The sequence below is a fragment of the Streptomyces cinnamoneus genome (assembly GCF_002939475.1).
Lineage (GTDB): Bacteria > Actinomycetota > Actinomycetes > Streptomycetales > Streptomycetaceae > Streptomyces > Streptomyces cinnamoneus_A.
This window is the reverse complement of record NZ_PKFQ01000001.1, coordinates 2457961-2471461: the sequence shown is the minus strand read 5'-3', so window position 1 is coordinate 2471461 and position 13501 is coordinate 2457961. Positions and strand designations below refer to the sequence as shown.

General features: G+C 73.2%; 13 protein-coding genes. 8 read left to right on the top strand and 5 right to left on the bottom strand.

What is annotated here, in order from left to right:
- Positions 1–5 precede the first annotated feature (5 nt).
- Entirely contained in the window at positions 6–899 is an 894-nt protein-coding gene (locus CYQ11_RS10490; RefSeq protein WP_099200453.1) for a LysR family transcriptional regulator, read from the bottom strand.
- Positions 900–995: 96 nt separating this feature from the next.
- Between CYQ11_RS10490 and CYQ11_RS10485 the strand changes: the two genes are divergently transcribed.
- The 3 genes from CYQ11_RS10485 to CYQ11_RS10475 are packed head-to-tail and all read left to right on the top strand — an operon-like array spanning position 996 to position 4414.
- Complete coding sequence (locus CYQ11_RS10485; RefSeq protein ID WP_099200454.1) at positions 996–1712, top strand: succinate dehydrogenase cytochrome b subunit; 717 nt, start codon at positions 996–998, stop codon at positions 1710–1712.
- A 3-nt stretch (positions 1713–1715) separates the two neighbouring features.
- Positions 1716–3662: a fumarate reductase/succinate dehydrogenase flavoprotein subunit gene (locus CYQ11_RS10480; protein ID WP_099200455.1), complete on the top strand. Its 1947-nt coding sequence runs from the start codon at positions 1716–1718 to the stop codon at positions 3660–3662.
- A complete protein-coding gene (locus CYQ11_RS10475) occupies positions 3659–4414 on the top strand; it encodes a succinate dehydrogenase/fumarate reductase iron-sulfur subunit (RefSeq protein WP_099200456.1) in 756 nt (251 codons plus the stop codon). The genes CYQ11_RS10480 and CYQ11_RS10475 overlap by 4 nt, the downstream gene beginning before the upstream one ends.
- Before the next feature lie 24 nt (positions 4415–4438).
- Here the strand turns inward: CYQ11_RS10475 and crcB (CYQ11_RS10470) are convergent, their stop codons facing one another.
- Genes crcB (CYQ11_RS10470) through CYQ11_RS10455 form a run of 4 tightly spaced genes read right to left on the bottom strand, consistent with a single transcriptional unit; the run spans position 4439 to position 6904 of the window.
- Positions 4439–4795, bottom strand: coding sequence for a fluoride efflux transporter CrcB (gene crcB / locus CYQ11_RS10470; protein WP_099200457.1), 357 nt, complete (start codon positions 4793–4795; stop codon positions 4439–4441).
- Entirely contained in the window at positions 4792–5166 is a 375-nt protein-coding gene (locus tag CYQ11_RS10465) for a DUF190 domain-containing protein (protein ID WP_099200458.1), read from the bottom strand. The genes crcB (CYQ11_RS10470) and CYQ11_RS10465 overlap by 4 nt, the downstream gene beginning before the upstream one ends.
- Positions 5163–5639 (bottom strand): fluoride efflux transporter CrcB, encoded by a 477-nt coding sequence (gene crcB, locus CYQ11_RS10460; protein ID WP_099200459.1) that lies wholly within the window; start codon positions 5637–5639, stop codon positions 5163–5165. The genes CYQ11_RS10465 and crcB (CYQ11_RS10460) overlap by 4 nt, the downstream gene beginning before the upstream one ends.
- Positions 5640–5659: 20 nt before the next feature.
- Positions 5660–6904, bottom strand: coding sequence for a styrene monooxygenase/indole monooxygenase family protein (locus tag CYQ11_RS10455; RefSeq protein ID WP_099200460.1), 1245 nt, complete (start codon positions 6902–6904; stop codon positions 5660–5662).
- Between the two features lie 287 nt (positions 6905–7191).
- On the opposite strand from CYQ11_RS10455, the gene CYQ11_RS10450 reads away from it, so the two are divergent.
- The 5 genes from CYQ11_RS10450 to allB all read left to right on the top strand — a co-directional run bounded on the left by CYQ11_RS10450 (position 7192) and on the right by allB (position 13209).
- Complete coding sequence (locus CYQ11_RS10450; RefSeq protein ID WP_099200461.1) at positions 7192–8793, top strand: acyl-CoA carboxylase subunit beta; 1602 nt, start codon at positions 7192–7194, stop codon at positions 8791–8793.
- Positions 8790–9050 (top strand): acyl-CoA carboxylase epsilon subunit, encoded by a 261-nt coding sequence (locus CYQ11_RS10445; RefSeq protein ID WP_099200462.1) that lies wholly within the window; start codon positions 8790–8792, stop codon positions 9048–9050. Before CYQ11_RS10450 ends, CYQ11_RS10445 begins: the two co-directional genes overlap by 4 nt.
- A 147-nt stretch (positions 9051–9197) precedes the next feature.
- Complete coding sequence (locus CYQ11_RS10440) at positions 9198–9437, top strand: chaplin (protein ID WP_099200463.1); 240 nt, start codon at positions 9198–9200, stop codon at positions 9435–9437.
- A 208-nt stretch (positions 9438–9645) separates the two neighbouring features.
- Positions 9646–11754: a nuclease-related domain-containing DEAD/DEAH box helicase gene (locus tag CYQ11_RS10435; RefSeq protein WP_099200464.1), complete on the top strand. Its 2109-nt coding sequence runs from the start codon at positions 9646–9648 to the stop codon at positions 11752–11754.
- A 114-nt stretch (positions 11755–11868) separates the two neighbouring features.
- Positions 11869–13209, top strand: coding sequence for an allantoinase AllB (gene allB / locus CYQ11_RS10430; protein WP_099200465.1), 1341 nt, complete (start codon positions 11869–11871; stop codon positions 13207–13209).
- Positions 13210–13501 lie beyond the last annotated feature (292 nt).

Genomic DNA, 13501 nt, shown 5'->3' with positions numbered 1-13501 from the left:
GTCCCTCACTCCTCCGCCACCCCCAGGTGCTCCAGCAGCACCCGCCGCAGTTCGCGGGCCGCGCGGGGCGGGGCGGTGTCCTTGCGGTGGGCCACGGCGATGGTGCGGCGCATGCGGTCGTCCTCGAAGGGGGTGACGCGCAGGCCCGAGCGGGCCGCGACCATGCCCGGTACGACCGCGAGGCCCAGCCCCGCCCGTACGTACCCCAGCACCGCGTCCATCTCGCCGCCCTCCACCGTGAAGGAGGGGTCGAAGCCGGCCGCCCGGCAGGCCGCCGTGGTGATCTCACGGAGGTCGTAGCCGCGGCGGAACATCACCATCGGCCGGTCCCGCAGCTCCGCCACGCGCAGCCGGCGGCGCCGGGTCAAAGCCGGGACGTCGGGGGAGGTGACGGCCACGAGATCCTCGTGGATCAGCTCCGTGGTGGCCAGGGCGGGGGCGCCCACCCCCAACGGGGTGATGACCAGGGCCAGGTCGAGCCCGCCGACGGCCAGGGTCCGCACGAGGTCCTGTGACCCGCCCTCGTCGACGTGCAGGTCGATGCCCGGGTAGCGCGCGTGGAAGGTGCGCAGCACATCGGGGACGAGGCTCGCGCACAGACTGGGCGGGGCGCCCAGGCGCACGCGGCCGCGCCGCAACTGCGCGACCTCCTGCACCTCGCGGCGCGCCGTCTCGGTGTCGGCGAGGATCCGGTGGGCCAGCGGCAGCAGGGCCTCGCCCGCGTCGGTCAGGGTGATGTTCCCGCGGGCCCGGTGGAACAGCTCGGCGCCCAACTCCCTCTCCAGCGCCCGGATCTGCTGGGACAGCGACGGCTGGGCGACGTGCAGCGCCTCGGCGGCGCGCGTGAAGTGGCGCGCCTCGGCGACCGTGGCGAAGTAGCGGAGCTGTTGGAGTTGCACAGCGGCAGCATAGGCAGCATCGATAGGAGGTGCCTATGGAAACCAGCTCCACCATGTCTTGGACGCATGAAGCGCACCCGCCTAGCGTCGACTTCCATGGCACTGGCGACCCGGACGGAGAAACCTCCGTCCCTCATCGGCTCCGTGTGGCGCTCCACCGTCGGCAAGAAGGCGGTCATGGCGGTCACCGGCTTGATCATGCTGGCGTACCTGGTCGCCCACATGCTGGGCAATCTGAAGGTGTTCTTCGGAGCCGGGGAGTTCAACCACTACGGACACTGGATCCGCACCATCGGCGAGCCCTTCCTGCACCGCGAGTGGTTCCTGTGGCTCGCCCGGGTGGCGCTCGGCACCTCGGTGGTCCTGCACGGCGTGGCCGCGTACCAGCTCAGCCGCCGCGACATCGCCGCCCGCCCGGTGAGGTACGAGGGAGCCCGCGGCAAGAAGGCGCCCCGCGCGAGCTACGCCACCCGCACCATGCGCTGGGGCGGGGTCATCCTCGGCCTGTTCGTCGTCTGGCACATCCTCGACTTCACCACCCTCACCGTGAACCCCAACGCCCAGGAGGGCCGGCCCTACGAGAACCTCGTTGCGTCCTTCGGCCGCTGGTACGTCAGCGCCTTCTACATCGCCGCGATGCTCGCCCTCGGCCTGCACGTCCGCCACGGCTTCTGGAGCGCGGCCCAGACCCTGGGCGCCGCCTCCCCCCGCCGCGACCGGGCGCTCAAAACCCTGGCCAACGTTCTCGCCGCCCTTTTGACCTGCGGCTTCGTCGCCGTACCCCTCGGTGTCCTGACGGGAGTCGTGAGCTGAAGCATGTCCGCGTACACGCACTACACCGTCGGCGAGCCCCTCGCCGACACCAAGGCCCCCACCGGCCCCGTCGCCGAGCGCTGGGACCGCCGCCGCTTCGAGGCGAAGCTGGTCAATCCCGCCAACCGCCGTAAGCACACCGTCATCGTCGTCGGCACGGGCCTGGCCGGCGCCGCCGCCGGCGCCACGCTCGCCGAACAGGGCTACCGCGTCGTGCAGTTCTGCTACCAGGACTCCCCGCGCCGCGCCCACTCCATCGCCGCCCAAGGCGGCATCAACGCCGCCAAGAACTACCGCAACGACGGCGACTCCGTCCACCGGCTCTTCTACGACACCGTCAAGGGCGGCGACTTCCGCGCCCGCGAGTCCAACGTCCACCGCCTCGCCCAGGTCTCCGTCGAGATCATCGACCAGTGCGTGGCCCAAGGCGTGCCCTTCGCCCGGGAGTACGGCGGCCTGCTCGACACCCGCTCGTTCGGCGGCGTCCAGGTCTCCCGCACGTTCTACGCCCGCGGCCAGACCGGCCAGCAGCTGCTGCTCGGCGCCTACCAGGCGCTCAGCCGCCAGATCGGCGCCGGGAACGTCGAGATGCACGCCCGCACCGAGATGCTCGACCTGATCGTCGTCGACGGCCGGGCCCGCGGCATCGTCGCCCGCGACCTGATCACCGGCCGCGTCGACACCCACCTCGCCGACGCGGTCGTCCTCGCCAGCGGCGGCTACGGCAACGTCTTCCACCTCTCCACCAACGCCAAGAACTCCAACGCCACCGCCGTCTGGCGCGCCCACCGGCGCGGCGCCCACTTCGCCAACCCCTGCTTCACCCAGATCCACCCCACCTGCATCCCGCGCTCCGGCGACCACCAGTCGAAGCTGACGCTGATGAGCGAGTCGCTGCGCAACGACGGCCGCATCTGGGTGCCGAAGGCCAAGGGCGACACCCGGCCGCCGGCCGGGATCCCCGAAGGCGAGCGCGACTACTACCTGGAGCGGATGTACCCCTCCTTCGGCAACCTCGTCCCCCGCGACATCGCCTCACGCGCAGCCAAGAACGTCTGCGACGAGGGCCGCGGTGTCGGCCCCGGCGGACAGGGCGTCTACCTCGACTTCGCCGACGCCATCGCGCGCATGGGCCGCGACGCGGTGGAGGCCCGGTACGGCAACCTCTTCGAGATGTACGAGCGGATCACCGCCGAGAACCCGTACGAGGTGCCCATGCGCATCTACCCGGCCATCCACTACACCATGGGCGGCCTGTGGGTGGACTACGACCTCCAGACCACCGTCCCCGGCCTCTTCGCCGTCGGCGAGGCCAACTTCTCCGACCACGGCGCCAACCGCCTCGGCGCGTCCGCGCTGATGCAGGGACTGGCCGACGGCTACTTCGTCCTGCCGTCCACCATCAACGACTACCTCGCCCGTCACCCCCACGACGAGATCGCCCCCGGCCACCGGGCGGTCACCGAGGCCGTGGACGCGGTGACGGATAGGCTGAGCCGCCTCCTCGCCGCCGACGGCGACCGCACCCCCGAGTCCTTCCACCGCGAGCTGGGCGAGCTGCTGTGGGACGAGTGCGGCATGGCCCGCACGGAGACCGGACTGCGCAAGGCACTGGACCGCATCCCGGCCCTGCGCGAGGAGTTCTGGCGCCGCGTCAAGGTGCCCGGCACGGGCGAGGAGCTCAACCAGCAGCTGGAGAAGGCCAACCGCGTCGTCGACTACCTGGAGCTGGCCGAGCTGATGTGCCTCGACGCCCTGCACCGCACCGAGTCCTGCGGCGGCCACTTCCGCGAGGAGAGCCAGACGGCGGACGGCGAGGCGGCCCGCGACGACGAGGCGTTCGCCTACGTGGCCGCCTGGGAGTTCACGGGAGAGGGCACCGCGCCCGTGCTCCACAAGGAAGACCTGCGTTTCGAGTACGTCCACCCCACCCAGCGGAGCTACGCGTGAACCTCACCCTGCGCATCTGGCGCCAGCGCACCCCCCAGGACGCCGGAGCGATGACCACCTACGAGGTCACCGGCATCAGCGAGGACATGTCCTTCCTGGAGATGCTCGACCACCTGAACGAGGAGCTGATCCTCGAAGGCGACGAACCCGTCGCCTTCGACCACGACTGCCGCGAGGGCATCTGCGGCGCCTGCGGCATGGTCATCAACGGCCAGGCGCACGGACCCGAGCGGACCACCACCTGCCAGCTGCACATGCGCCACTTCCGCGACGGCGACACCATCGACGTCGAACCCTGGCGCGCCGCCGCCTTCCCGGTCGTCAAGGACCTGGTCGTGGACCGCTCGGCCTTCGACCGGATCATCGCCGCCGGCGGCTACGTCTCCGCCCCCACCGGCTCCGCGCCGGACGCCCACGCCACGCCGGTCCCCAAGCCCGCCGCCGACCTCGCCTTCGAGCACGCCGAGTGCATCGGCTGCGGCGCGTGCGTGGCCGCCTGCCCGAACGGCTCGGCGATGTTGTTCACCTCGGCGAAGGTGGTCCACCTCAACGTGCTCCCCCAGGGCGCCCCCGAGCGCGAGTCACGGGTGACGGACATGGTGGGAGCCATGGACGACCAGGGCTTCGGGGGCTGCACCAACACCGGGGAGTGCGCCGTGGCCTGCCCCAAGGGCATCCCCCTCCAGTCCATCGCCACGATGAACCGGGAGTACCTGCGGGCCACGCTCAAGGGTGCCCGCCGGCGGCCCTGAAGCCCCCCGTCGCGCCCGGCGGCCTCACAGCCACCGGCCCAGCGCCACCCCCGCCGAGGCCGCGCCCAGGCCGCACACCACACTGGCCGCCGCGTTGGCCAGCGCGTAGCCGCGCGCCCCGCCCTGGGCCAGGCGGAGGGTCTCGTAGGAGAAGGTCGAATACGTGGTCAGCGCCCCGCAGAAGCCGGTGCCGAGCAGGAGCCGCACCCGGTCGTCCGGCAGGGCGCCGGTGAGGAGGCCGAGGATCAGGCAGCCGGCCACGTTCACCGCGAAGGTGCCCCAGGGGAAGACCGAGTCGTGCCGGGACTGGACGGCCCGGTCGGTGAGGTAGCGCAGGGGGGCGCCGGCCATGGCGCCGGCGACGACGAGGAGCCAGTTCACCCGCGGGCGCTCCCCGGGCGGCCGGCGTAGCGGACGACCTCCACCTCGTCGAGGGTGATGAGCCCCTCGCCGACCAGCTCCTCCAGCACGGGCAGGAAGCCGCGCACGTGCTGCTCGGTGTCCACGATCACGACCGCCACCGGCAGGTCCTCGCTCAGCGACAGCAGCCGTGAGGTGTGCACGCGCGACGACGCCCCGAAGCCCTCGACGCCCCGGAAGACGCTGGCGCCCGCCAGTCCCGCCGCGCGGGCGCGGCGGACGATCTCGGAGTACAGGGGCCGTCCGTTCGCCGTGTCGGACTCGCCGAGGTACACCGTCACCCGCAGGGCGGTGCCGTGGAGCCGGGCGGGGCCGTCGCCGGGGAGCGTCACCGGGTCCTCGCCCTCCGGCGGCCGGCGATCAGCCGGCGCGTGAGCGCGGCCGTCAGCCACACGGCCGCCATCGCCGCGGCCAGGGTCGCGGCGAGGTAGGCGAGCGCGGTGGCAGCGTGACCGTCCTCCGCGAGCCGCACGGCGTCCACCGCGTACGTCGAGAAGGTCGTGAAGCCGCCCAGCACGCCCGTGCCGAGGAACGGGCGCAGCAGCCGGTGCGGCGAGGCCAGTTCCGTCACGGTCACCAGCAGCACGCCGATCAGCGCGCAGCCCAGCACGTTGACGGTCAGCGTCGTCCAGGGGAAGGCGCCGCCCGCCGTCGGCCACAGCAGGCCGGCGCCGTAGCGGGCCGCGGCACCCACGGCGCCGCCCAGCGACACCGCGCACACCACCGCCCCCTGTCCGAAGTCCGGGCGGCGGCGGGCCGGAGGAGGCGGCACGGCGGCCGTCGTCGCTGGTCCCGGCTGTGTCATGCCCACCGGCTCAGGCTAGCTCAGCCCTTCGCGGGCCGCCCCGCCACCGCGGCCAGACAGGCCTCGGCGCGGTCGGCGTCCATCAGCCAGTCCTGGTAGTCGGCCGGGTCGGCGTAGCCGTTGACGTAACGGTGGGCGATCCCGGGGTGTTCGGAGGCGGCCGCGAGGACGCGCTGGAAGTGCTCGGGGTGCGGCCCCAGCACCATGTTGGTGAAGGCCGTGCCGTGCCGGGCGTGCTCCCACCAGACGGCGAACGTCTCGTGCATCCAGGCCCGGTCGAAGGGGCGCTCGCCGCGCTCCACGATCGCGTCCAGGTAACGGGCCGCGCAGCGCGCCGCGTTGTTCGAACCCTGCCCCGTGACGGGGTCGTTCAGGACGACCGCGTCGCTCATGCCCAGGACGTACGAGCCCGGCGCCACCTCCGCGACCGGGTGGCGGACGACGGGCGTGAGGCCGCCGGTCAGCACGGCCCGCGCGTCGGTCGGCTGGGCGGCGGCGCACAGCTCGTACTCCCAGGGGGCGTACGAGCGCAGCAGCTCCAGGGAGCGCGCCAGCGCGGCGCCGGGGTCCGGCCCGTCGCTCCAGCAGTCGAACGGGCCGCCGGGGTGGCCCTCCCACAGCATGATGTCGCACGGGCCGCTGACCGTCAGCGCGGGCAGCAGGAAGTACTCGCCGGTGCCGGGGACGGCGCACACGCGCGCGTACCCCGGCGGCTGCCGCGTGTCCGGCATGACGCCGTGCAGGTAGAGGCAGGCCAGGGCGCGCTGGGGGCTGTCGTAGGGGCTGTGGCGCTCGTCCCGGCCGAAGACCTCCGCGAGGGGGCCGTGGCCGGTGGCGACGAGCGTCAGGTCGTACGCGGAGGCCGTGGCCGCCAGCTCGTCGGCGGCGACCGGGCGGTACTCCACGCGACCGCCCCGCTCTTCGAGGAGCTCCAGCCAGTGGGCGGTCTTCAGCCGCTGGTCGACCGACTGCGCCGGCTCGTCGAGCGCGGAGGAGATGGTGACGCTCCGGACGCCCGGCGGGTCGACCAGGGTCAGCTGGAGGCCGCCGATGGGCGGGGTGGCGGCGTCCCAGAGGTTCAGGCCCGCCCGCCGTTCCAGGGCGAGCGCCGGGCCGTACATCAGCTGGCTGGACATCACCCGGCCGGTGCGGATCTCCGCGGCCTTGCGGGCGGAGAACACCGTGACGTCGTAGTCCGCGGCGCGCAGCCCCAGGGCCAGTTGCAGCCCCGCCTGGCCCGCGCCGACGATCGCGATCCTGCGCATGGTTGCCTCCGAAAGCCGGTGTCGGGGACCGCACCCGTTGTAGCCGTCCGCGCCGCGCGCTGTACAGATGGCCCGCACGCCCCACCGGAGCCAAGAACGGGAGCCAATCGATCCGGTTCATACCTCGAACGGTCCGGAATTAACCATGTATCGGGCTCTTCGCTGCATTTTCAGACTCTGTGAGAAGACTGTCCAACTCCTGTCCCCTTTCTGGGGCATGCTTGTACGGGGTGATCCGCTTCCGGATTCACGGACGCACACCCCGGACCGACGTGGATGGGTGACACATGACCACGACCGAGGACCCCGCACTCGCCCCCCTGACCGGACCGCCGCCCGCCGACTCGCGGGCCCGCGCCGCACTGCTCGCGCTCGCCAAGCAGACCGCCAAGGACGGCCCCGGGCCGCACGCCACCGAGGCCCAGTGGGCCAAGGGCAAGCTGACCGTGCACGAGCGGCTCGCGCTGCTCTTCGACGAGGGCTCCTTCCAGGAGACCGAACCGCTGCGCCGGCACCGGGCCACCGGCTTCGGCCTGGAGGACCGGCGCCCGTACACCGACGGCGTCGTCACCGGCTGGGGCACGGTGCACGGCCGTACCGTCTTCGCCTACGCACACGACTTCCGCATCTTCGGCGGCTCGCTCGGCGAGGCCCACGCCCAGAAGATCCACAAGCTGATGGACCTGGCGCGGGAGGCCGGCGCCCCCCTCGTCAGCCTCAGCGACGGCGCCGGGGCCCGCATCCAGGAGGGCGTCACGGCCCTGGCCGGTTACGGCGGCATCTTCCGCCGCAACGTGGCCGCGTCGGGGGTGATCCCGCAGATCAGCGTGATGCTCGGGCCGTGCGCGGGCGGCGCCACCTACTCGCCCGCGCTCACCGACTTCGTCTTCATGGTGCGCGGCACCGCGCAGATGTACATCACCGGCCCCGACGTGGTGCACGCCGTCACCGGTGAGCGGATCACCCACGACCGGCTGGGCGGGGCCGACGTCCACGCCGCCGTCTCGGGCGCCGCCCACTTCGCCCACGAGGACGAGGGGGAGTGCCTGTCGGAGGTGCGCTACCTGCTGTCCCTGCTGCCGCAGAACAACCGCGAACTGCCGCCGTCCGTTCCGTCCGAGGACCCGGCCGACCGGCGCTGCGAGGCGCTGTTCGACCTGGTGCCGGCCGACCCGGGCCGCTCGTACGACATGCGGCTGGTGATCGAGGAGATCGTCGACGACGGCGACTGCGTCGAGGTGCACGCCTCCTGGGCGACCAACATCGTCTGCGCGCTGGCCCGGCTCGGCGGCCACGTGGTGGGCCTCGTCGCCAACCAGCCCGCCTCCCTCGCCGGCGTGCTCGACATCCACGCCAGCGAAAAGGCCGCCCGCTTCGTCCAGATGTGCGACGCCTTCAGCATCCCGCTCGTCACGCTCGTCGACGTCCCGGGCTTTCTCCCGGGCAAGGACCAGGAGCACGGCGGCATCATCCGCCACGGCGCCAAGCTGCTGTACGCCTACTGCAACGCCACGGTGCCGCGCATCTCCCTCGTCCTGCGCAAGGCGTACGGCGGCGCCTACATCGTCATGGACTCCCAGTCCATCGGCGCCGACCTCACCTACGCCTGGCCCACCAACGAGATCGCGGTCATGGGCGCGGAGGGGGCGGCCAACGTGGTCTTCCGGCGCGAGATCGCGCAGGCCGCCGACCCGGAGGCCGTCCGCGCCGACCGCATCAAGCAGTACCGCGAGGAGCTAATGCACCCCTACTACGCCGCCGAACGCGGGCTGGTGGACGACGTCATCGACCCGGCGGAGACCCGGGCCGTGCTCATCCGCTCCTTGGCGATGCTCCGCGCCAAGCGCGCCGACATGCCCGCCCGCAAGCACGGGAACCAGCCGGTATGAGCGCGGTGGCCCACCGGGGCCGGGAGCCGGCCGAGTCCGTTCTCCGCGTCGTGCGCGGGGACCCGGACGCCGCGCAGCTCGCCGCCGCCACGGTCGCGCTGCTCGCCGCCCTGCGCGGGCGGGCCGGCGGCGACGGCGCCGGGGACGGGAGGAGGCGGCCCGCGCGGTGGCGGCCGCCGGTCGCGTACGAGCCGCCGGGCGCGTGGGGCTCCGGGATGGGGCGTCAGTACGGTGGATCATTAAGGGGAATCATCTGAGAAGCGGCCAACCGGACCAATCCGAGCGGTTCGGGTCACCCGGACGCTTCACGGACGAAACCTTTGCGACCTCCGGACGTTGATCCGGGCTCCCGGCCGTAACCGGCCGGGTGCTCGTCCCGTACGACCAAGCAAAGGTGTCTCCCCATGTCACGAATCGCCAAGGCCGCAGTCGTCACCGCCGCCGTGGGCGCCACTCTCGCCGGTGTCACCGGCGGCGCGGTCGCCGACTCCGGAGCCAAGGGTGCGGCTGTCGGTTCTCCGGGTGTCATCTCGGGCAATGTCATCCAGGTTCCGATCCACATCCCGATCAACCTCTGCGGCAACTCCATCGACATCGTCGGTCTGCTCAACGCGGCGTCGGGCAACATCTGCGTCAACGACTGAGGTCCGCCGCACGCGGTCGATCCAGCGGCTCCGGGACGCTCCCCGGCCCGGAGCCGCGAGGAGCGCATGGCGCCCCCGGCGAGATCGCCGGCGGGCGCCATGCGTGTTTCCGCACCCCGGCCGGATGACTGGGCGACGACTCCGATGCGCAGTACGATCATTACGCTGCGTACAAGGGGGTGCGTCGGCAGGGGGCGAGGGGGCGGAGATGGTGGCTGGAGGTTCGGCATCGGCGAGGGCCCAGGAGGCACGGCGGTGCGAGCGCGAGCTGCGTGAGCAGCTGCGGGCGGCGCAGCGCGAGGCCCGGCGGTGGGAGGCGGCGAGCGAGGGCGAGCGCAGGGTGGCCGCCCAGCTGCTGCTGTTCACCCGGCGCGGCTGGCGGCTGCTGGTGGACCGACGCTGGCCGGGGACGCGCTCGGCGAACGTCGACATGCTGCTCGTCGGACCGGGGGGCGTGTTCGTGATCGACGTCAAGAACTGGCAGGCGGCGCCCGAGGCCGCCGACGGTCACCTCACCGCCGGCCCGCAGCGGCGCGACGGTGAGATCGGCAAGTTGCTGGCTGTGACGAGGGTGGCCGAGGGGGCCGTCGCGTCGCTCGGCATGTCGCCGGTGGCGGTGCAGCCGCTGATGGTCTTCGCGGGCCGCTCCGTCGACGACCGGCTGGGGCGGGTGCGGCTGCTGGGGGAGCGGGAGGTGGCCCCTGCCCTGATGGCCGAGCGCACCCGGATCCCGGCGGCCGGCGTGCGGGCCATCGCCGACCACCTGGAGGCGGTGTTCCCGGCGTACGAGGGCTCGTCCGTGCGGCCCGGCGCCGGCGACGGCCCGGAAGCCGCTCCCGCGGACCCGGCCGCCCCCGCCGGGGACGACGCGCTCTTCGACGTCGGCGGGCTGGGGGAGGCAGCCGTGGAGGCCGCCCGCCGGGGCCCGGTCGAGCAGTGGATGACCTTCCTCCACCCCGACCAGGTCGCCCTCGTCCGGCGCAACTGGTCCGGCCCGGCGCGGGTCAGCGGCCCCGCGGGCACGGGCAAGACCGTCGTCGCCCTGCACCGCGCCGCGCACCTCGCGCAGCGGACCACGGGCCGGATCCTCTACGTGACCTTCGCCAGCAACCTGCCCCGGGTCCAGAACACGTTCCTGCGGACCATGTCCCCGGCGGTGGCGGACCGGGTGGAGTTCCGCAGCCTGCACTCCTGGGCCCAGCGGTTCCTCGACGAGCGCCACATCCCCCATCACCTGCACGGTGACCGGGCGGAGGACGCCTTCAGCCGCGCCTGGGTGCGCCGCGGCCGGCAGAGCCCGCTGTCCTCGCTCGACCCCAGCCCCCGCTACTGGCACGAGGAGATCGACTGCGTCATAAAGGGCAGGGGCATCACCCGCTTCGAGGAGTACGCCACGCTCCGCCGCCACCGCCGCCGCACGAACCTGCGCCGTCCCCACCGCGAGGCGGTCTGGGCGCTGTACGAGGAGTACGAGCGCGTCCGCACCGAGCGCGGAGTGCACGACTTCAACGACATCCTCAGCCTCGCCCTGGCCGAGGCCCGCGCCCGCCCGGGCCGCAACCCGTACGCCGCGGTCATCGCCGACGAGGTGCAGGACCTCACCCTCGTGGGCGTGCGGCTGCTGCACGCCCTCGTGGGCGACGCCCCCAACGGCCTGCTCCTGGTCGGCGACGGGCAACAGGCCGTCTACCCGGGCGGCTTCCGGCTCTCCGACGCCGGGATCGACGTGCGCGGCGACCGCGGACAGGTGCTGCGGACGAACTACCGCAACGCCAAGGAGATCCTGGACGCGGCCCTGACCGTCGTCGCCGAGGACGCCTTCGACGACATCGACGGCACGCGCACGGCGGGCCTGCGCGAGGTGGAGCTCACGTACCACGACGGCCAGGTCACCCGCTCGGTCTCCCGCACCCCGGCCGAACACGACGCGGCCCTCCTGGCCGCCCTGCGCGCACGCGGCCCCCGCAGCTGGCCCGACTCCGCGGTGCTGTGCCGCTCGAAGCGCGAGATAGGCCACTACCGCCGTCTGTTCGCCCAGGCCGGGATCCCCCTGTGCTCACTGGAACGCTACGACGGCCATCCGGTCGAGGCCGTGAAGCTCGGCAGCTACCGCCGCGCCAAGGGCCTGGAGTTCAAGCACGTCTACCTTCCCGACCACACCAGCCCCCCGCTGCCGCCGTGCGCGGACCAGGAGATAGCGGAGGAGCGCGAGGAACTCTTCCGCACCCAGCTCTTCGTCGCCATGACGAGGGCCCGGGACACGCTGTGGCTGGGCAGCGTCACGACGCCCCGCGGAACAGCGCCCGCACGCCGGTGACTTGACGGGCCGGCGAGCGCGGAGAAGACTGCGAGTCCATGTCCATCGATCATCTGTACTCGTAGTCGGCGATCGTCAGCCCTCGGCTCGCGCTGCCGGGAATCGGAGGGTGCCGTGGCCGGGGCCGAACTGGTGCTGCGCTCGACCCGGGTCGTGACGCCCGGGGGAACGCGGCCGGCCGCCGTGGCCGTGTCCGACGGCCGGATCGCGGCGGTGCTGCCGTACGACGCGCGGGTGCCGTCGGGCGCGGTGGTCGAGGACCTGGGCGAAGACGTGCTGTTGCCCGGCCTCGTCGACACCCACGTGCATGTGAACGATCCCGGGCGCTCGGAGTGGGAGGGCTTCGGGACCGCCACGAGGGCGGCGGCGGCCGGTGGCATCACGACGCTGGTCGACATGCCGCTCAACAGCCTGCCGCCGACGACCACGGTGCCCCATCTGCGGGCCAAGCAGGAGGTGGCACGGCCCGCGGCCCGCGTCGACGTGGGCTTCTGGGGCGGCGCGCTGCCCACGAACGTGGCCGACCTGCGGCCCCTACACGAGGCGGGGGTGCTGGGCTTCAAGTGCTTCCTCTCGCCGTCGGGCGTGGAGGAGTTCCCTCCGCTGGACCGGGGGGAACTGGGGGCGGCGGCCGCGGAGATCGCCGCCTTCGGGGGCCTGCTGATCGTGCACGCCGAGGACCCCGGGCACCTGGCCGCCGCCCCGCCGTGCGACGGGCCGGCCTACGCCGGGTTCCTCGCCTCGCGCCCGCCCGCGGCGGAGAACGACGCGGTGGCCGCGGTGGTGGAGACGGCGGCGCGGCTGGGGACGCGGATGCACATCCTGCACCTGTCCTCCGCCGGGGCGCTGCCCGTGATCGCGGCGGCCAAGGCGCGAGGGGTGCCGGTGACGGTGGAGACCTGTCCGCACTTCCTCACGCTCACCGCGGAGGAAGTCCCCGACGGGGCGACGGAGTTCAAGTGCTGCCCGCCCATCCGCGAGGCGGCCAACCAGGACGCCCTGTGGGCCGCGCTGGCGGAGGGCACCATCGACTGCGTGGTCTCCGACCACTCGCCGTGCACCACCGACTTGAAGGTGCCCGACTTCGGCAGGGCCTGGGGCGGCATCGCGTCGCTCCAGCTGGGCCTGCCGGCCGTGTGGACCGAGGCGAGGTGCCGCGGGCACACGCTCGACGACGTGGCCCGCTGGATGGCCACCGCCCCGGCTGCCCTGGCCGGCCTGCGCCACAAGGGCGCCATCGAGGCCGGCCGGGACGCCGATTTCGCGGTCCTCGCCCCGGACGAGACGTTCACGGTCGACCCCGCCGCCCTCCACCACCGCAACCCGGTCACCGCCTACGCCGGCCGCACCCTGCACGGCGTCGTCCGCTCGACCTGGCTGCGCGGCCGCCGGATCGCGACCCACGGCGAACCGGTGGGGACGCCTTCGGGGCGGCTGGTGGAGCGGGGAGCGTAGGCGGGACTCCCGGCCGGTCCTCGGCGGGCTCGGGCTGGGCTCGGGCCGGGCTCTGGCCGGGGCGCGCGAGGGGCGCGCTGGTGTGAGACCCGGCTCGGCTTGCCTCGGACTCCCGCCTGCCTGAGGCTGCTGCGGCCTGAAAAGGCTGCCTGACCAGCAAAAGCGCCCCTCCCGAGGGGAGGGGCGTGCGATATGGGGAGAGCGCCCCCGGCAGGACTCGAACCTGCGGCCAAGCGCTTAGAAGGGAGTGGTTCTCTCCCGGGTGATCAAGGGTACGACCTGCTGCGGAGCG

What these genes read in the sequence shown, in the direction of transcription:
- CYQ11_RS10485 (WP_099200454.1), top strand. Translation starts at nt 996, where the DNA reads ATGGCACTGGCGACCCGGACGGAGAAACCTCCGTCCCTCATCGGCTCC.
- CYQ11_RS10455 (WP_099200460.1), bottom strand. Translation starts at nt 6,904, where the DNA reads ATGCGCAGGATCGCGATCGTCGGCGCGGGCCAGGCGGGGCTGCAACTG.
- CYQ11_RS10445 (WP_099200462.1), top strand. Translation starts at nt 8,790, where the DNA reads ATGAGCGCGGTGGCCCACCGGGGCCGGGAGCCGGCCGAGTCCGTTCTC.
- crcB (WP_099200459.1), bottom strand. Translation starts at nt 5,639, where the DNA reads ATGACACAGCCGGGACCAGCGACGACGGCCGCCGTGCCGCCTCCTCCG.
- CYQ11_RS10450 (WP_099200461.1), top strand. Translation starts at nt 7,192, where the DNA reads ATGACCACGACCGAGGACCCCGCACTCGCCCCCCTGACCGGACCGCCG.
- CYQ11_RS10440 (WP_099200463.1), top strand. Translation starts at nt 9,198, where the DNA reads ATGTCACGAATCGCCAAGGCCGCAGTCGTCACCGCCGCCGTGGGCGCC.
- CYQ11_RS10435 (WP_099200464.1), top strand. Translation starts at nt 9,646, where the DNA reads ATGGTGGCTGGAGGTTCGGCATCGGCGAGGGCCCAGGAGGCACGGCGG.
- CYQ11_RS10480 (WP_099200455.1), top strand. Translation starts at nt 1,716, where the DNA reads ATGTCCGCGTACACGCACTACACCGTCGGCGAGCCCCTCGCCGACACC.